This is a genomic window from Methylobacterium sp. Ger2507 (assembly GCF_055231875.1).
Genome location: NZ_JBUYVC010000001.1, coordinates 4,497,931 through 4,515,133, shown reverse-complemented (window position 1 = coordinate 4,515,133; position 17,203 = coordinate 4,497,931). Strand labels below are relative to the sequence as shown.

At 69.3% G+C, this 17,203-nt stretch carries 15 protein-coding genes; 10 read left to right on the top strand and 5 right to left on the bottom strand.

What is annotated here, in order from left to right; all coding sequences use genetic code 11:
* Positions 1-176: 176 nt before the first annotated feature.
* Positions 177-920: a hypothetical protein gene (locus ACV7NL_RS20920; protein WP_082508137.1), complete on the bottom strand. Its 744-nt coding sequence runs from the start codon at positions 918-920 to the stop codon at positions 177-179.
* 262 nt (positions 921-1,182) lie between these two features.
* The gene (locus ACV7NL_RS20915; protein WP_056190172.1) at positions 1,183-1,803 is read right to left on the bottom strand and encodes a DUF1134 domain-containing protein; all 621 of its coding nucleotides are present in this window, start codon (positions 1,801-1,803) and stop codon (positions 1,183-1,185) included.
* Between the two features lie 204 nt (positions 1,804-2,007).
* Between ACV7NL_RS20915 and ACV7NL_RS20910 the strand changes: the two genes are divergently transcribed.
* Complete coding sequence (locus ACV7NL_RS20910) at positions 2,008-2,487, top strand: hypothetical protein (RefSeq protein ID WP_247634450.1); 480 nt, start codon at positions 2,008-2,010, stop codon at positions 2,485-2,487.
* Between the two features lie 16 nt (positions 2,488-2,503).
* Here ACV7NL_RS20910 and ACV7NL_RS20905 read toward each other — a convergent pair whose 3' ends face one another.
* Positions 2,504-3,370, bottom strand: coding sequence for a 3'(2'),5'-bisphosphate nucleotidase CysQ family protein (locus ACV7NL_RS20905; RefSeq protein ID WP_463356763.1), 867 nt, complete (start codon positions 3,368-3,370; stop codon positions 2,504-2,506).
* 142 nt (positions 3,371-3,512) lie between these two features.
* Between ACV7NL_RS20905 and chpT the strand changes: the two genes are divergently transcribed.
* From chpT to ACV7NL_RS20875, 6 genes are all read left to right on the top strand, one after another.
* Positions 3,513-4,250 carry a histidine phosphotransferase ChpT gene (gene chpT, locus ACV7NL_RS20900; protein WP_463356762.1) on the top strand — a complete coding sequence of 246 codons (738 nt, stop codon included), beginning with the start codon at positions 3,513-3,515 and terminating at the stop codon, positions 4,248-4,250.
* Between the two features lie 171 nt (positions 4,251-4,421).
* Positions 4,422-7,139, top strand: a complete 2,718-nt coding sequence (locus ACV7NL_RS20895; RefSeq protein ID WP_463356761.1) for a hybrid sensor histidine kinase/response regulator — start codon at positions 4,422-4,424, stop codon at positions 7,137-7,139.
* A gap of 32 nt (positions 7,140-7,171) precedes the next feature.
* Positions 7,172-7,657: a chemotaxis protein CheW gene (locus ACV7NL_RS20890; RefSeq protein ID WP_463357186.1), complete on the top strand. Its 486-nt coding sequence runs from the start codon at positions 7,172-7,174 to the stop codon at positions 7,655-7,657.
* A 23-nt stretch (positions 7,658-7,680) separates the two neighbouring features.
* The gene (locus tag ACV7NL_RS20885) at positions 7,681-8,064 is read left to right on the top strand and encodes a response regulator (RefSeq protein WP_056481788.1); all 384 of its coding nucleotides are present in this window, start codon (positions 7,681-7,683) and stop codon (positions 8,062-8,064) included.
* Positions 8,065-8,151: 87 nt separating this feature from the next.
* On the top strand, positions 8,152-9,327 hold the full coding sequence (locus ACV7NL_RS20880) for a protein-glutamate methylesterase/protein-glutamine glutaminase (protein ID WP_443136790.1): 1,176 nt from the start codon (positions 8,152-8,154) through the stop codon (positions 9,325-9,327).
* A complete protein-coding gene (locus ACV7NL_RS20875) occupies positions 9,324-10,265 on the top strand; it encodes a CheR family methyltransferase (protein ID WP_463356760.1) in 942 nt (313 codons plus the stop codon). Before ACV7NL_RS20880 ends, ACV7NL_RS20875 begins: the two co-directional genes overlap by 4 nt.
* A 253-nt stretch (positions 10,266-10,518) precedes the next feature.
* On the opposite strand, the gene ctrA is transcribed toward ACV7NL_RS20875, so the two are convergent.
* Positions 10,519-11,220, bottom strand: a complete 702-nt coding sequence (ctrA, locus tag ACV7NL_RS20870) for a response regulator transcription factor CtrA (RefSeq protein WP_019903129.1) — start codon at positions 11,218-11,220, stop codon at positions 10,519-10,521.
* Between the two features lie 424 nt (positions 11,221-11,644).
* On the opposite strand from ctrA, the gene fliI reads away from it, so the two are divergent.
* From fliI to ACV7NL_RS20855, 3 genes are all read left to right on the top strand, one after another.
* Entirely contained in the window at positions 11,645-13,000 is a 1,356-nt protein-coding gene (gene fliI / locus ACV7NL_RS20865) for a flagellar protein export ATPase FliI (RefSeq protein WP_463356759.1), read from the top strand.
* Positions 13,001-13,093: 93 nt separating this feature from the next.
* The gene (fliJ, locus tag ACV7NL_RS20860; RefSeq protein WP_056190161.1) at positions 13,094-13,501 is read left to right on the top strand and encodes a flagellar export protein FliJ; all 408 of its coding nucleotides are present in this window, start codon (positions 13,094-13,096) and stop codon (positions 13,499-13,501) included.
* A gap of 157 nt (positions 13,502-13,658) precedes the next feature.
* Positions 13,659-14,708: a lysylphosphatidylglycerol synthase domain-containing protein gene (locus ACV7NL_RS20855; RefSeq protein ID WP_247634446.1), complete on the top strand. Its 1,050-nt coding sequence runs from the start codon at positions 13,659-13,661 to the stop codon at positions 14,706-14,708.
* Between the two features lie 109 nt (positions 14,709-14,817).
* On the opposite strand, the gene flhA is transcribed toward ACV7NL_RS20855, so the two are convergent.
* Positions 14,818-16,980 (bottom strand): flagellar biosynthesis protein FlhA, encoded by a 2,163-nt coding sequence (flhA, locus tag ACV7NL_RS20850; protein ID WP_056481797.1) that lies wholly within the window; start codon positions 16,978-16,980, stop codon positions 14,818-14,820.
* Positions 16,981-17,203 lie beyond the last annotated feature (223 nt).

Sequence of the window (17,203 nt, the reverse complement as noted above, 5' to 3'; positions counted from 1 at the left end):
GACATGGTCGAAACAAGGCGCGCGGGTGGTCGCCGCGTGGTCAGGCGGCTTTCTACGCCGCGATTTCCGGTCCGCGCAACGGCCGCCACGTTTTCCGGCGCACATGACGACGCCTCAGGCCGCCACATGGGTTTGGCGGCCGATCCGTCGGTTGATCCGGGTTCGTGGCCGAACCCTCAGTTGGTCTGGGCCGGGAGCGAGAAGGCCGAGGCCGGCGGCAGGCGCTCGCGCTGCATCAGGCCGTCGGCCACGTCCGAGATCCGGCGCCGGAGGTCGGCAGCCTCGCCGTCGCGGCGGGCCATCACCTCGGCGAGGGCTTTTTCGGCCGCCGCGAGGCTGGCCCGCAGGGTTTCGCGCTCGGCCACCAGCGCGGCGGTGAGATCCGTGACATCCCTGCCCGCATCGGCGGTGTCGGTCGCGCCGCCCGGCTGGACCGGCCCGGAGCGGAGGGCGATGAGGTCGTCGAGGACGTCCCGGTGGGCCTCCTCCAGCACCTGCAGCGTGGCGATGCCGAGGGCGGTGTCCTGGCGGGCCGTTTCGAGATCGCGCTCGACCGCGTTCAAGGTCGCCCGCGTCGCCGCGATCACCGCTTCGCGCTCGCTGAGGGTGGCGTCGCGCGCCTCCACCGTCCGGGTCAGGGCGGCGGCCTCCATCGTCCGTGCCCCGATGGCGGCGAGGTCGGCGTGGCGATGGGCGGCCACCGCCTCGACCTTCCGCTCCAGGCGGCGCTGGGCGACGGCGAATTGCGCCCGCAGGTAATCCTTCTCGGCCGCCACTTCGGTGATCGAGAGGGGCAGGCGTGCCTGCAGGCGGCGCTCGGACAGGCGGGCGGCCCGCGCGTTCACGGCGGGCAGCAGCAGCAGCGCGCACAGGCTGGCGGCGAGGAAGCCGAGCGCGAAGATCATCACGGTTTCGATCACGCGGTAACGCTCACCCAAGACGCCGTGGACGGGAACGGCGCCCGATGCGCCCGGCACCGTCGCCCCTGGGACGCCTGTTTAGCTCATTTCTCCCCGGGATGGGCAAGGCTCTCTCAGAAAGCCGAGGCGGCATCGGTGACCGACGGCAGGACTTCGGCGCAAACCACGAAGACGGACCCCCTATGCGCCGCCGCCCGGGCCGCTCGGGACGGTTCGGCACCTCGCCGGCTGCGACCCGCTGCCGCAGCGCCGGGCGTCCGGGTCAGAACGGGTTCCAGGTCGGTTTGCTGGTGAATTTCAGGTAGCCGATATTGATGCCGAGGCGGGCGCCGACACCGGTCCGGATCGGCACGACCACGATGTTGTCGGCCGTGACCGCCGTCATGCCGAAGCCGCCGACGAGGTAGGCCGATCCGTCGACGCCGCCGAAGCGGCGATACAGGCCCGAGACGGCCGGAAGATTGTAGACCAGCATCATGGTGCGGTCGCCGTCACCGCCGACATCGAAGCCGATCGACGGCCCCTGCCAGTAGATGCGGCGCTGTCCGGCATTGCGGGTGTAGAGCGTGCCCTCGCCGTAGCGGACGCCGCCCACGATGGCGCCGGACGCTTCCTGGCCCAGGATGTAGCCATTCGGCTCGCCCCAGCGGCGGGTCGCCTCCTCGACGAGTTTCGCCAGACCCCGCGACATCGACCCGAAGAAGCGGTGGCCGTTATCGACCAGCTCCTCCGGACGGAACGTGCCCGGCCCGCCTTCGACGGCGGCGAGCGCACGCGGCGACACACCGAGGAGCAGCGCGCCCGCGAGGCCGCCGACGAAACCGCGCCGCGTCGCGGGGCGGGGCGCTGAGAGGGCACGGGCGGCCCGATGGTTCGACGTCATGCCTCGTCCCTCCTGCTTATCCCTGCCGCCGATGCGAGGCGGTATCGTCTTGCTAACCGAGGCCGCGCTATCCATCGCGGGACAACCCTGGGGGCGGATGTCACCCCGTGTCGGTGCGCTCCGATCCCCGGCGAAGGCCGCAACCGGATCTGCCGACCGGTTCCGGCAACCGATTTTGGCGACCATGATGCGAAACAAAGCAACATGTGGTTAACACGCCGTCACTGGCTCCTCGCCGCCGCCGGCGTCGGACACCCGATCATCGCCCGGGCCGCCAGCCTGGTCGACCTGCCGGCCGGCCCGATCGCCCTGAACGGCTTCGATGCGGTCAGCTACTTCCTCGACGGACCCGAGGCGGGGCGCCCGGCTTACGAATGGGCCTGGCATGGCCGGACCTGGCGCTTCGCGCGCGCCGGAAACCTGGAAGCCTTCCGCCGCGATCCGATCGCCTACGCACCCCGCCTCGGCGGCTTCGATGCGGTCGGCATCCTGGACGGGCGCCTCGTCGACACGGACCCGCTGATCTTCGCGCGACTGTCGGGTCCGGACGGCGGCGATCGGCTCTACCTGTTCCGCAACGAAGCGCACCGGGCGCAGGCGATGGCCGATCCGAGCCTCGCCCCCCGGGCCGAGGCTCGCTGGCCGACCCTGCAGGATCAGCGCGACCGGAACCTGTCGGACTGAGCGCCGGGACGCGGGCTCAGACCCGGCTCTCGCCCTGGGCGGAGCGCCGCTCCGAAGGGCGCCCGGCCGGACTGCGCTCGGGCAGGACGAGGTTTTCGGCGTATCGGGCGTCGCCCAGGGCCGCGAACGGACCGTTGCGGTAGTTGCGGGTGTAATGGCCGTAGGTCATCGGCCGTCCGGCCGGCGCGACGACGCAGCCGCCCGCGACCGTGAGGATGTGGTCCCCGGCCGCCGTATCCCATTCCATGGTCGGGCCGCAGCGCACGTAGATGTCGGCCTCGCCGGAGGCGATCAGGCAGAACTTCAGGGCGGAGGCGGCCGAGCGGGTGGCACTCACCCTGAGAGCCCCCAGGCAGGCTTCGGTCTCGACATCGCCGTGGCGGTTGCTGCGCAGGGCGACGAGGCCCTTGTCCGGCATCGGCCGGACCCCGATGGGCAGCCGCTCGCCGAGGCGTCCGTCGTGGATCTCGGCCTCGAAGGCCTGCGCGCCCGCGCCCCAGACCCGGGCGAGGCCGGGAGCCGCGAGGGCGGCGGCGATCGGCCGATTGCCGGCGACCAGCCCGATATTGACGCTGTACTCGGCGTTGCCGGCAAGAAAGTCGCGGGTACCGTCGAGGGGATCGACCAGGAAGAACAGCGGCGCGGGCGGATGATCGTAGGTCGATTCCTCTGCGATCACCGGGATGCCCGGCCAGTGCCGGGCGAGTTCGGCGAGGATGAAAGCTTCGGATTCCGCATCCGCCTGGCTCGACGGCGATCCGTCGAGCTTGACCACGTGCGGACAATCGCCGCCGTGATGCCGTTTCAGGATTTCGCCTGCCCGGCAGGCAATTTCCATCAGGGTGGCGGCAATACGGTCGCGCGTCGGAGCATCAATCGACATAATACTGCCTATGATGCCCGTGCCACAGACCCTTGTCGACCCGGATCGCGACGGGCCGAGACGCTTTTCAAAGCAATCGGCGCCGTCTATCGGTGCCGTTCACGACCGGACGCGGCCCCGAAACGCCTGCGCGGAGCGCACCATGACCCCCCTCGATCTCGACGCCCTCGACCTGTCCGCCCTGCTGTGCTCGCGCGTCTGCCACGATGTGATCAGCCCGGTGGGCGCCATCGTGAACGGCCTGGAGGTTCTGGAGGACGAGAGCGACACCTCCATGCGCGAATTCGCCCTGGAGCTGATCGCCAAGAGCGCGCGCCAGGCCTCGGCCCGGCTGCAATTCGCCCGCATCGCCTTCGGCGCGGCCGGCTCGGCCGGAGCCTCGATCGATCTCGCCGACGCCGAGAAGGTGTCGCGCGGCATGTTCGTCGACGACAAGACGCAGCTCGCCTGGAGCGCGCCGCAGGCGCTCTATCCGAAGAACAAGGTCAAGCTGCTCCTCAACCTCGTGATGATCGCCCAGAGCGCGATCCCGCGCGGCGGCCTCATCGACGTGGTGGTGCGGGGCGACGGCGAGGCGCCGACCCTCGTCCTCAAGAGCAAGGGCTCGCATGCCCGCATCCCTGCTCATGTCGAGGCGATGATCGCCGGAACCCCGGAGGGCGGCACCGTCGACGCCCACGGCATCCTGCCGTTCTATGCCGGCCTCGTCTCCCGCGCGGCCAACATGGATGTGCGCTTCTCGATCGAGGGCGACACGGTGACGATCGAAGCGACGCCGAAATCCGTCGCGCCGGCCCCCGACGCCCATGCCCTGGCCCCGAAGGCCATCGAGGACGACCGTCCCTCGGATTCCGAGCCGCCCGAGACGGCCCTCGCCTGAGGCCGGGCAAGACCCCGGAAAAAGCCTGCCCCAAGGCGGATAGGCGGGAGATCAACAAATATTATCGCGGTCTCCCACTTTGATCCATGCGGTGAAACCCTTCCCTAACTGGTTCGGGTCCAAGCTCCGTCCTGCACAGACTGTAGTGCGCGTATGGACTGAGTACCCCTCATGGACGACTTGTTGCGTGAGTTCCTGACCGAGAGCGCCGAGCATCTCGATACGGTCGATGCCGAACTCGTCCGGTTCGAGCAGGATCCGAACAACCAGACGATCCTGCGGAATATCTTCCGCCTCGTCCATACCATCAAGGGCACCTGCGGGTTCCTCGGCCTGCCGCGCCTCGAAGCGCTGGCCCACGCCGCCGAGACCCTGATGGGTCAGTTCCGCGACGGCATGCCGGTCACCGGTCCCGCGGTCAGCCTCATCCTCGTCACCCTGGACCGCCTGAAGGCGATTCTCGGCGATCTCGAAGCCACCGGCACCGAGCCGACCGGCAGCGACGACGACCTCATCGGCGCCCTCGAGGTGATGGCCTCGGCACCGATCGCGCCGGCCGCTCCGGCGCCCGCCCCCGAGATCAAGCTGCCCGACCCCGTCATCCGCGAACTGAAGCCCGGCGAAGTCACCCTGGAGGATCTCGAGCGCGCCTTCATGGAGGCCGAGGGTCCCGATCCGTTCGACGCCCCCGTGGCGGCCGCACCCGAGCCCGTCGCTCTGGCACCGGAGCCCGAGGCGCCCGCCCCGATGCCGGTCCGGGCCGCCGAAGCCCCGGTGACCGAGGCGCCCGCGAAATCCGCCGATGCGCCCGCCGCCTCGGACGGCGAGGGCGCGATCGCGAAGGTCCAGACCATCCGGGTCAATGTCGACACCCTCGAACACCTCATGACGATGGTGTCGGAGCTGGTGCTGACCCGCAATCAGCTCCTCGAAATCGCCCGCCGGCACGACGATTCCACCTACAAGGTGCCGCTCCAGCGCCTCAGCCACGTGACGGCCGAGTTGCAGGAGGGCGTCATGAAGACGCGCATGCAGCCGATCGGCAATGCCTGGCAGAAGCTGCCGCGCGTGGTCCGCGACCTGTCGTCCGAACTCGGCAAGCAGATCGAGCTCGTCATGAGCGGCGCCGAGACCGAACTGGACCGTCAGGTCCTGGAGGTGATCAAGGATCCGCTCACCCACATGGTGCGCAACTCGGCCGATCACGGCATCGAGTCCTCGGCCGACCGCAAGGCCGCCGGCAAGCCGGTGCGCGGCACGATCCGCCTCTCCGCCTACCATGAGGGCGGCACCATCACGATCGAGATCGCCGACGACGGCAAGGGTCTCGACCTCGCCGCCATCCGCCGCAAGGCCGTCGAGCGCAAGGTCGCGAGCCAGGCCGAGGTCGAGCGCATGACCGATGCCCAGGTGGCGAAGTTCATCTTCCACCCGGGCTTCTCCACCGCCGCCGCCATCACCTCGGTCTCGGGCCGCGGCGTCGGCATGGACGTCGTCAAGACCAACATCGAGCTGATCGGCGGTGTCATCGACATCAACACCCAGCTCGGCCGCGGCACCACCTTCACCATCAAGATCCCGCTCACCCTCGCGATCATCGCCGCCCTCATCGTGAAGGCCGGCGAGCAGCGCTTCGCGGTGCCTCAGGTGGCGGTGCTGGAGCTGGTGCGGGTCGACAAGGCGACCGCGCAGAAGGTCGAGCGCATCAACGGTTCGCCGGTTCTGCGCCTGCGCGAGCGCCTGCTGCCGATCGTCACCCTGACGGGCGTGCTCGGTCAGGATCAGGCCGCCGACGCCGTCGATTCCGGCTTCGTGGTGGTGGCCCAGGTCGGCCGCCAGCGCTTCGGCATCCTGGTCGACGAAGTCTTCCACACGGAAGAGATCGTCGTGAAGCCGATGTCCTCGAAGCTGCGCCACCTGCCGCTCTTCGCCGGCAACACCATCCTGGGCGACGGCGCCGTCGTGCTCATCGTCGATCCGAACGGCATCGCCCAGCAGGTCAGCCAGGGCTCGCAGTCCGGCGCGATCCCGGTCGAGGCCGAGGTCGAGGAGATCGAAGCCGCCGATGCCAAGTCCACGCTGCTCGTCTTCAAGGGCGGCGCCGGCAGCTTCAAGGCGGTTCCGCTCTCACTGGTGACCCGTCTCGAAGAGATCGAATCGGCCAAGGTGGAATGGGTCGGCGGACGCCCGCTGATCCAGTATCGCGGTCGCCTGATGCCGCTGGTGCCGGCCGATCCGTCTATCGAGATCCGCAGCTCCGGCACCCAGGCCCTGGTGGTGTTCTCCGACGGCGAGCGGGCCATGGGCCTCGTGGTCGACGAGATCGTCGACATCGTCGAGGAACGCCTCGACGTCGAGATCGCCGCCGAGCGCTCGGACCTGATCGGCTCCGCCGTTCTGCGCGGCCGCGCCACGGAGATCATCAACATCGCCCACTTCCTGCCGCTCGCCTACGACGACTGGGCGCGCGGCCCGAAGAAGCCGGTCAAGCACAGCTCGACCCTCCTCCTCGTCGACGATTCCGCCTTCTTCCGCGACATGCTGAGCCCGGTGCTCAAGGCCGCCGGCTACAGCGTCATCACCGCCGCCAGCGCCGACGAAGCGGTGGCGACCCTGCTGTCGAACGGCCGCGTCGACGTGGTGGTGTGCGATCTCGAAATGCCGGGCCGCAGCGGCTTCGATCTCGTCGGCGCCATGCGCAAGGTCGAGGGTCGCGTCGCCAGCCTTCCGGTGATCGGCCTGTCCGGCACCATCGGGGCCGAAGCCATCGAACGGGCACGCACGCTCGGCATCGCCGATCTGGTGGCGAAGTTCGACCGCAGCGGGCTGATCTCGGCGCTGGCGGAGCTGGACGCGCCCAGCCTCGCCGCCGTCGCCGCCGCCGCCTGATCGCACAGCCCCCTTCGGAGTTCACGCCCATGATGCAGGCTGCCAACACCAATGCCTCGGATGCCGGCGGCACCCGTGATTTCGTCACCGTCTTCGTCGGCGAGACGATGTTCGGTCTCGCCATCGACCGGGTCCACGACGTCTTCATCCCGGCCGGTGTCACGCCGGTGCCGCTGTCGCCGCCCGAGATCGTCGGGTTGCTCAACCTGCGCGGCCGCGTGGTCACCGCCCTGTGCCTGCGCCGCCGCCTCAGCATGCCGGCCCGGACCGGCGACGCGGCCCAGATGGCCATCGGCCTGGAACAGGGCGGCGAGACCTTCGCGCTCATCGTGGACGGGGTCGGCGAGGTGCTGAAGCTCGGAGCCGAGACGCATGAGCCGGTCCCGATCAATCTCGATGCCCGCTGGCGCGACCTCACCCTCGGCGTGCACCGCCTCGACGGCCGCCTCCTCGTCATCCTCGACGTCGACGCCCTCCTGGCTTTCGGAACGACCGCCCGCACCGCCGGTGCAGCGTGAGCGCGCAAGGGGAGACTGAACCGATGAAAACCTGCCTCATCGTCGACGACTCCGCCGTCATCCGGAAGGTGGCGCGCCGCATCTTCGAGACCATGAACTTCCAGGTCGGCGAGGCCGAGGACGGCGAGAAGGCGCTCACCGCCTGCACCGAGACGATGCCGGACGCGATCCTGCTCGACTGGAACATGCCGACCATGGACGGCTACGATTTCCTGCGGGCGCTGCGGAAATCCCCCGGCGGCGAGAAGCCGAAGGTCCTGTTCTGCACCACCGAGAACGACGTCGGCGCCATCGCGCGCGCGCTCCATGCCGGGGCCGACGAGTACATCATGAAGCCGTTCGACCGCGACATCGTCACGGCGAAGCTGGCCCAGGTCGGGTTCGCCGTCGAGGCCGACGCGGCCTGACGCGGCCCCGGGCCGCGCCACGCGCCCCGTCCGGGACCCTCTTCCCCTCCGACCGATCTTCCGCGTCGCTCAAACCGTGAATTCATGATGGCCGCCACCGCACCGACCTACGCGTCGACCCATCCGGCCCCGCCGCCCCAGACGGGGCAGCGCGTCCGGGTGCTGATCGCAGACGATTCGGCGGTGGTGCGCGGGCTCGTCGCCCGCTGGATCGGGGAGGCCGGCTACGAGGTCGTCGCCACGGCCGCCAACGGTCGCATCGCCCTGGAGGCGATGTCGCGCCACGACCCCGACGTGATCCTTCTCGACATCGACATGCCGGAACTCGACGGCACCCAGGCCCTGCCGCTGCTGCTCGCCAAGAGCCCCGGCGTCCAGGTCATCATGATGTCGACCCTGACGACCCGCAACGCCGACATCTCGCTGCGCTGCCTCGCTCTCGGCGCCGTCGACTACATCCCGAAGCCCGAGAGCAATCGCGGCGTCACCACCTCGGACGCCTTCCGCACCGACCTGATCGAGCGGGTCCGCATCTTCGGCTCCGCCCGCGCTCGCAAGCGCGGCGCCTCCAGCGCGCCGATCCCAATCGCCCACGGCATGCCCGCCCCCGCGCCGGTCTCGGCCCTGCGGCCGACGTCGCCCCTGGTCCTGCGTCCGAAGGCCCGCACCGGCATCGCGCCCCGCGTCCTCCTCATCGGCGCCTCCACCGGCGGCCCGCGCGCCGTCGGCGAGGTGCTGGAGAAAATCGGCACCGCCACCCTGCGCCAGTTCCCCGTCCTCATCGTGCAGCACATGCCGCCGGTCTTCACCGCGGTGTTCGCCGAGCATCTCGGCGTCCGGACCGGCCTGCCGGCGGCGGAGGGCAAGGCCGACGAGCGCCTCCAGCCCGGACGGATCTACGTGGCGCCCGGTGGCCGGCACATGGGCCTCGGCGGCAGTCGTCAGGACGTGACGATCCGCCTGCACGACGGCCCGGTGGTGAATTTCTGCCGCCCGGCCGTCGACGTCCTGTTCCAGGATGCCGCCACGATCTTCGGGGCCTCCGCCCTGGCGGTGGTGCTGACCGGGATGGGCTCGGACGGCACCGGCGGCGCCCGCGCGCTGACCGAGGCCGGCGCCGCGGTGCTGGCCCAGGACGAAGCGACCAGCACCGTCTGGGGCATGCCGGGCAGCATCGCCAAGGCGGGCCTGGCCCAGGCCATCCTGCCGCTGGCGGAGATCGGCCCGGCCTTGCGCAATCTTCTGACGGGGCAGGGCGCATGACCGACGTCGAATTCGATTTCCTGCGCGCCTACCTCAAGACCCGCTCCGGCCTCGCCCTCAGCGGCGAGAAGCGCTACCTCGTCGAGAGCCGCCTCGGCCCGGTCTGCCGCCGGTTCGACATCGCCACCCTGGGCGCGATGGTGTCGGCCCTCAAGAGCAGCCGCGACGTCGCCCTGGAGCGTGCCGTGGTGGAGGCGATGACCACCAACGAGACGTTCTTCTTCCGCGACCGCACGCCCTTCGACCTGTTCCGCGACGTCCTGCTGCCGGAGGCCATGGCCCGGCGCGCCAGCCAGCGCCGCCTGCGGATCTGGTGCGCGGCGGCCTCCACCGGCCAGGAACCCTATTCCCTCGCGATGATGCTGCAGGACGCGGCGCCGCGCCTCGCCGGCTGGACCGTCGACATCATCGGCACCGACCTCTCCACCGAAGTGCTGGAGAAGGCGAAGGCCGGTCTCTACAGCCACTTCGAGGTGCAGCGCGGTCTGCCGGTTCAGTCCCTGATCAAGCATTTCGAGCAGGTCGGCGAGCAGTGGCGCATCTCCGCGTCCCTGCGGCAGATGGTGGATTACCGCCCGCTCAACCTGCTGCAGCCCTTCGACGGCCTCGGCACCTTCGACATCATCTATTGCCGCAACGTGCTGATCTACTTCGATGCGCCGACCAAGGGCGACGTCCTTGCCCGCCTGAGCACCAGCCTGGCCCCGGACGGAGCCCTGCTGCTCGGCGCGGCCGAGACCGTGATCGGACTGACGGAGAAGCTGGTTCCGAACGCCCAGCATCGCGGCCTCTACGTCCAGGCCGGCCGCGCCCCCGCCGCCCGGCCGGCGGCCGGCAGCATCCTGTCCCCTGCGGCCGGGTCTCCTGGCCTCCTGCCACCCGCCGCCCAGACGGGCGCGGCCGCAGCGCCGCCCCTGCGCCGGGTGGTCGGGCTCTAGAACAGCCCGGTTGCCGAAAGCCACGCCCCGCCGGGCCGTCGCTTCGTTCGTCGTGAACCAGAGCCGGATGCGGTGCGTGGGCAATTGCGGGCAACCGTGAATCCGCGCGATGGGGCCAGGCCCCGCGATCCTGTCGACGGCTGAACCGACCGCGCCCCGGAACCACAGCCCCTTGATCGCCACACACGCTGAGGTCCGGACACAAAAAAGGCCCCGCTCGCGCGGGGCCGTTTCACCGTCTGGCTCGGGTTCGTCAGACGGCGATGCGCTCTTCGCCCTCGTTGGGCTCGCGCAGCACGTAGCCGCGGCCCCACACCGTCTCGATGTAGTTCTTGCCCGAGGAGGCATTGGCCAGCTTCTTCCGAAGCTTGCAGATGAACACGTCGATGATCTTCAGCTCGGGCTCGTCCATGCCGCCGTAGAGATGGTTGAGGAACATCTCCTTGGTCAGCGTCGTACCCTTCCGAAGCGAGAGGAGTTCCAGCATCTGGTACTCCTTGCCGGTGAGGTGGACGCGGGACCCGGAGACCTCGACGGTCTTCTGGTCGAGATTCACGATCAGGTCGCCGGTGGTGATCACCGACTGGGCGTGGCCCTTCGAGCGGCGCACGATGGCGTGGATGCGGGCGACGAGTTCGTCCTTGTGGAACGGCTTCGTCAGGTAGTCGTCGGCGCCGAAGCCGAGGCCCTTCACCTTGTCCTCGATGCCGGCCATGCCGGAGAGGATCAGGATGGGGGTCTTCACCTTGGCGACGCGGAGGTTCCGCAGCACCTCGTAGCCCGACATGTCGGGGAGGTTCAGGTCGAGCAGGATGATGTCGTAATCATACAGCTTGCCGAGGTCGATCCCCTCCTCGCCGAGGTCAGTGGTGTAGGTGTTGAAGCTCTCGGACTTGAGCATCAGCTCGATGCTCTGCGCGGTTGCGCTGTCGTCCTCGATCAGAAGTACCCGCATCGTCGGTCCCCAGCCCAGCCGGCCGTCTGCAGCGTACGGGCAAGCCCCCGCTGTTCGTCCACCACCGGCCCGTGGCGGACGCTCCCTCGTCTATGACGTGAAACGCTATTCGTTAATCGTTAACAAACCCTGATTCCCGGACGCAAGCACCCAAATCACCCCAGGTGCCGGCCGCGCCTCGAACCGTTGACGGTCTGTTCTCACAAGACCGGTCACGGGTCGGATGCGAAGCCTCTGCAAATCGCCTCAAGTGCCTCGTCCGCAAGGACATGTTGCGCGCTGTCTCTCCGGCGCCACGACGCCGAAACGTCGTGTGGTCCGGAGAGAAATTTTTTAGGTTCCGGCTCAAGGCCGGCAGCCCGCTACAAGCCCGATGCCCACAGTGTTAAGGAGGGAGGTAAATGAATGGTTGAGAGATTCACCGATGACCCAGCCTGACCCTAGCGCCGCACGCTTGCGCCTGGCTGGAGCGCGCGGTGCGCTCGACGGCGTCGAGGTGCTGGAGACCTACGGACGGGTCGTGGCGATTCGGGGCCTGCTCATCGAGGTGGCGGGTCCGGTCGCGGCGATGCGCCTCGGCGGCCGCCTCGACATCGCCGTCGAGAACGGTCTCGGCGCCGTCCCCTGCGAAATCATCGGCTTTCAGGGTGACCGGGCGCTGGCGATGCCGTTCGGCTCCCTCGAGGGCGTCCGGCGCGGCTGCCCCGCCATGGTGCGCGACGAGGCCGCCGGCGCGGTCCGGCCGTCCTCGGCCTGGCTCGGGCGGACCATCGATGCCCTCGGCCGTCCGATCGACGGGCTGGGGCCGTTGCCGCCCGGCCCGGCGATCTATCCCCTGCGCGCCGATCCGCCCCCGGCCCACGCCCGTCGCCGCGTCGGTCCGCCCCTCGATCTCGGCATCCGCTGCATCAACACCTTCCTGACCATGTGCGCCGGCCAGCGCATGGGCATCTTCGCCGGGTCCGGCGTCGGCAAGTCGGTGCTGCTGTCGATGCTCGCCCGCTACACCGCCGCCGACGTGGCGGTGATCGGCCTCGTCGGCGAGCGCGGGCGCGAGGTCCAGGAGTTCCTTCAGGACGATCTCGGCGCCGAGGGCTTGGCCCGGTCGGTCGTGGTGGTCGCCACCTCCGACGAGCCGGCCCTGATGCGCCGCAACGCCGCCTACGTCACCCTGGCGATGGCCGAGTATTTTCGCGATCAGGGCGCGCAGGTGCTGTGCATGATCGATTCGATCACCCGCTTCGCCATGGCCCAGCGCGACATCGGCCTCGCCGCCGGCGAACCGCCCACCGCCAAGGGCTACACCCCCACGGTGTTCAGCGAGTTGCCGCGCCTGCTCGAGCGGGCCGGTCCCGGCACGGGGGAGGGGGCGATCTCGGGCCTATTCACCGTTCTGGTCGAGGGCGACGACCACAACGAACCGGTGGCCGACGCCGTGCGGGGCATCCTCGACGGGCATATCGTGATGGAGCGCGGCATCGCCGAGCGCGGGCGCTATCCGGCGGTCAACGTCCTGCGCTCGGTCTCCCGCACCATGCCGCGCGCCTGCGACCCGGAGCACCTGCCGACGGTGCGGCGGGCGCGGCGCCTGCTCTCGACCTATGCCGACATGGAGGAGCTGATCCGGCTCGGGGCCTACCGGGCGGGCGCCTCGCCGGAAGTCGACGAAGCGGTCGCCCTCATGCCCGAAATGGAGGCTTTTCTGGGTCAGGGTAAGGAAGAAGCAACTTCGATCGGCGAGGGTTACCGTCGCCTGGCAGAGATTGTCGGTGCCCCGTAAGGGGTCACCCCGACGTAATCATCCTGAAGCCGGGTCCGGTCGCGCAGTCCCCGCGCGCCGGCAGGCCGAGCGTTGCGTGGAGTGAACCCGTCCATGAAATCCCGTGACACGTTGATCCGGCTGCGACGCTTCCAGGTCGACGAGAAGCGTCGCCGCGTGACGCAGATCGAGATGATGAAGGCGGACTTCACCCGCATGGCGCTGGAGCTCGACCGCGAAGTCGCCCACGAGGAGAGCCGCGCCGGCATCTCCGATCCCGCCCATTTCGCCTACCCGACCTATGCCCGTGCCGCCGCCACGCGCCGGGACAACATGCGCCAATCGGCAGCCGCCCTCGAGGGCCAGCTCGCCGAAGCCAAGGCCGAACTCGGCGAGGCCTTCGAGGACCTCAAGAAGATCGAGATCCTCGACGACCGCGAGCGGACCGCCGAGCGCGCGGCCGAGGCCGCCCGCGATCAGGCCGCCATGGACGGGATCGGCCTCTCGCGCATCCGCGCCTGACCCCCGGTTTCGTGCCGGCCGCAGGCGCGAGCCGGCACGAAACCGTCATGATCCCGTGGGATGAGCCGGTCCTGCCAGGGCCAGACCGAACCTCGCTTGCGATGCGCCGCATCGTCGTGCAGGGAAAGGCCCGAACCAGGGGCGTGTCCGAACCACCATGAAGAAGATCAGCGATTTCATCTGGCCGATTATCGGCCTCGCCGCCGTGATCTGTTCGGGATACCTGCTCTACAAGGAACTGGCCGGCATCTCGATGGCCGAGATCAAGGGCAGCTTCGCGGCGATCCCGACGCATCGCTTCCTCCTCGCCGCCCTCTCGACCCTGGTCGCCTACGCGGCCCTGGCCTGGTACGACCGCATCGCCCTGCTGCATCTCGGCGTGCGCCACATCGGCTGGTTCTTCGTCTCGGTCTGCTCGTTCACCACCTACGCGCTGTCGCACAACATCGGCGCCTCGGTCTTTTCCGGCGCGGTGGTGCGCTATCGCGCCTACACCGCCAAGGGCCTGTCGGCCGCCCAGGTGGCGGTGCTGGTGGCCCTGTGCTCCTTCACCTTCGGCCTCGGCACCATCCTGCTCGGCGGCTTCGTGCTGACGGTCCTGCCCGACACCCTGACCCGCCTGAACGGCTACCTGCCGGCGATCCTGACCGACCCCGCCACCGCCCGCATCCTCGGCGCCGGCCTCCTCGCCTTCGTCGCCCTGTACGTGATCGGCTCGCTGCTGCACCTGAAGCCGCTGACCATCCGCACGTTCAAGCTCGAATATCCGCGTCCCCGCATCATGGCGCGCCAGCTCATCGCCGCTCCGCTGGAGCTGCTGGGTGCGGCCGGCATCATCTACTTCGCGCTGCCCGAGGCCGGCAATCCCGGCTTCCTCGTGGTGCTGGCGGTGTTCCTGGCGTCGTTCTCGGCGGCCCTGGTCTCCAACGCGCCGGGCGGCCTCGGCGTGTTCGAGCTGGTCTTCGTGGTGGCGATGCCCGACATCGCCCGGCCCTCGGTGATCGCCGCGCTCCTGGTCTTCCGCCTGTTCTATTTCTGGCTGCCCTTCCTGATCTCGGTCGTCGTGGTGCTGCTCTACGAGCGCAACCGCCTCGCCTCGGCCCTGCGCGACAAGCCGCACGATTCCGCCGCGCCCGACGCCCCCCTTACCGCCCCGGGCCTCGATGCGAACGCCCTCGAGCGCCGCATGGAGAAGAAGCCGGTCTGATCCCGCTTCGAACACCCCCGTCGCAGCCTTGTCCGGGGCCTGTCGCCGAGCGCCCCGACCGGGGCACCCGGCGGCAGGCCCTTTTCGCTGTCCCGACGGGTGAGGAGGGTCACACCGACCCCACGGTGCGCAGCCGGGCGCGCGGATGGATCTCGGCCTGGCTCATCACCGGCGTTTCGCGCCGGAAGCGCTCGATGATCGAGCGCACGAAGGGCCGGGCCTGGACCGAGGTGACCAGCACCGGCATCTCGCCCATGCGGGCGGCGGTCTCGAAGCGATCGCGCACGGTGTTGACGAATTCGGAGAGCTTGGAAGGCTGCATCGCGAGATAACGCTCGTCGCGCTCGCCCGCGATCGCGTCGAGGAAGGCTTGCTCCCAGGCCGGCGACAGGGTGATGATCGGCAGCATGCCGTCCGGCCCCTGGTATTGGGCGCAGATCTGGCGCCCGAGCCGGGCGCGGACGTGCTCGACGATGTCGCGCGGGTTCTTCACGTGCCCCGCCACCTCGGCGATGCCCTCGATGATCGCCCCGAGATCGCGGATCGAGACCCGCTCGGCCAGAAGGAACTGCAACACACGCTGGATGCCGGTGGTGCCGATCTGGCTCGGCATGACCTCCTTGAGGAGGTCGGCATGCTCCTTCGAGACCTCGCGCAGCAGCTTCTGGACCTCGACGTGGTTCAGGAGTTCGGAGACGTGGGCTTTGATGATCTCGGTGAGATGGGTCGAGACCACGGTGGCGGCGTCCACCACGGTGTAGCCCTTGAGCTGGGCCTGATCGCGCAGAGAGGCGTCGATCCAGGTGGCGGGCAGGCCGAAGGTCGGCTCCAGCATGTGCTGGCCGGGCAGCTGCACCTGCCCACCCATCGGGTCCATCGCCATGAACTGACCGGGGAAGATCTGGCCCGTTCCGGCCTCGATCTCCTTGACGCGGATCACGTAGGCGTTGGCATCGAGCTGGACGTTGTCGAGGATGCGGACCGACGGCATCACGAAGCCGAGTTCGGCCGCGAGCTGCCGACGCAGGGCCTTGATCTGGTCGGTGAGGCGGTCCTGCCCTTCCGGGCCGTTGACCAGCGCCAGCAGGGCGTAGCCCATCTCCAGCTTGAGATCGTCGAGCTTGAGGAGGTCGGTGACGGTCTCCTCCTTGGCGGCCTGGGCGGCGGCGACGGCGGAGGCGTCCATCGGCGCCCCGTCGGCGTCGAGGGGCGGCGCCTCGCGGGCGACCTTGGCGAAGTGCCAGGCGGCATAGCCGGAGGCGACGGCCAGGCCGAGGAACGGCAGCATCGGCATGCCGGGCAGGAGCGCGATCAGCACCATGACGCCCGACGACATGCCGAGCGCCTTCGGATAGTTCGCGAGCTGCTTGCCGAGCGCCTTGTCGGCCGAGCCCTTCACGCCGGCCTTCGACACCAGGATGCCGGCCGCCGCCGACACGATGAGGGCCGGAACCTGCGAGGCCAGCCCGTCGCCGATGGTGAGCAGGGTGTAGGTCTTGGCCGCCCCCAGGAACGGCATGCCCTGCTGGGCGACGCCGATGATGATGCCGCCGATGACGTTGATGAAGGTGATGAGCAGCGCCGCGATGGCATCGCCGCGGACGAACTTCGACGCACCGTCCATGGCACCGAAGAACGAGGATTCCTCCTCGAGGGCGCCGCGCCGGGCCTTGGCCACCTTCTCGTCGATCAGCCCGGCCGAGAGGTCGGCGTCGATGGCCATCTGCTTGCCCGGCATCGCATCGAGGGTGAAGCGGGCCGCCACCTCGGCGATGCGGCCCGAACCCTTGGTGATGACGACGAAGTTCACGATGATCAGGATCGCGAAGACGATGATCCCGATGACGAAGTTGCCCCCCATCACGAAATTGCCGAAGGCCTCGATGACGTGGCCGGCCGCCGCCGTGCCTTCGTGGCCGTGCCCGAGGATGAGCCGGGTGGAGGCGAGGTTGAGGGCGAGGCGCAGCAGGGTCGCGACCAGGAGCAGGGTCGGGAAGACCGTGAACTCGAGGGGATTGTCGATGAACAGCCCGGTCATCATGATCAGCACCGAGATGATGATCGAGACCGCCAGCAGGAGGTCGAGCAGGAACGCCGGCAGGGGGAAGATGAGCACCGTGAGGATGCCCATCACGGCGGTGGCGAAGAACAGATCGGTGCGCTTCGAGAGCGCGGTCAGGTTCGCCCGGTTGGGGATCGCGAAGCTCGCGAGATGCCCCAAGCTCCCCCCGAATCCCGCTGCCGGACCCGGCGTGGCGGCCGTCTCGCTCATCGTCACCCTCACGCCCCCAACGATCCGGGGACCAGGCAAGTTTTGCCGGGTTTAGGGTTAGCGAAGCGTTAACACCGGGCCAGACCGACCGTCCTGGGCCGGGATTATGAGGGACTGGAAGCCCTTGAACGCCGAGAAAGACCGGCGACGGACGCGCCCGGATTCGATGATACCGGGGCGCAGGTGCTTACCCGACGCGCGCAGGCAGGCCTGGCCCGTCTGA

Excerpts from the sequence above, each read along its gene's own strand:
- ACV7NL_RS20890 (WP_463357186.1), top strand. The coding sequence starts at position 7,172 with ATGCAGGCTGCCAACACCAATGCCTCGGATGCCGGCGGCACCCGTGAT.
- chpT (WP_463356762.1), top strand. The coding sequence starts at position 3,513 with ATGACCCCCCTCGATCTCGACGCCCTCGACCTGTCCGCCCTGCTGTGC.
- ACV7NL_RS20855 (WP_247634446.1), top strand. The coding sequence starts at position 13,659 with ATGAAGAAGATCAGCGATTTCATCTGGCCGATTATCGGCCTCGCCGCC.
- fliJ (WP_056190161.1), top strand. The coding sequence starts at position 13,094 with ATGAAATCCCGTGACACGTTGATCCGGCTGCGACGCTTCCAGGTCGAC.
- ctrA (WP_019903129.1), bottom strand. The coding sequence starts at position 11,220 with ATGCGGGTACTTCTGATCGAGGACGACAGCGCAACCGCGCAGAGCATC.
- fliI (WP_463356759.1), top strand. The coding sequence starts at position 11,645 with ATGACCCAGCCTGACCCTAGCGCCGCACGCTTGCGCCTGGCTGGAGCG.
- ACV7NL_RS20915 (WP_056190172.1), bottom strand. The coding sequence starts at position 1,803 with ATGACGTCGAACCATCGGGCCGCCCGTGCCCTCTCAGCGCCCCGCCCC.
- flhA (WP_056481797.1), bottom strand. The coding sequence starts at position 16,980 with ATGAGCGAGACGGCCGCCACGCCGGGTCCGGCAGCGGGATTCGGGGGG.
- ACV7NL_RS20910 (WP_247634450.1), top strand. The coding sequence starts at position 2,008 with ATGTGGTTAACACGCCGTCACTGGCTCCTCGCCGCCGCCGGCGTCGGA.
- ACV7NL_RS20895 (WP_463356761.1), top strand. The coding sequence starts at position 4,422 with ATGGACGACTTGTTGCGTGAGTTCCTGACCGAGAGCGCCGAGCATCTC.
- ACV7NL_RS20875 (WP_463356760.1), top strand. The coding sequence starts at position 9,324 with ATGACCGACGTCGAATTCGATTTCCTGCGCGCCTACCTCAAGACCCGC.
- ACV7NL_RS20885 (WP_056481788.1), top strand. The coding sequence starts at position 7,681 with ATGAAAACCTGCCTCATCGTCGACGACTCCGCCGTCATCCGGAAGGTG.
- ACV7NL_RS20880 (WP_443136790.1), top strand. The coding sequence starts at position 8,152 with ATGGCCGCCACCGCACCGACCTACGCGTCGACCCATCCGGCCCCGCCG.
- ACV7NL_RS20905 (WP_463356763.1), bottom strand. The coding sequence starts at position 3,370 with ATGTCGATTGATGCTCCGACGCGCGACCGTATTGCCGCCACCCTGATG.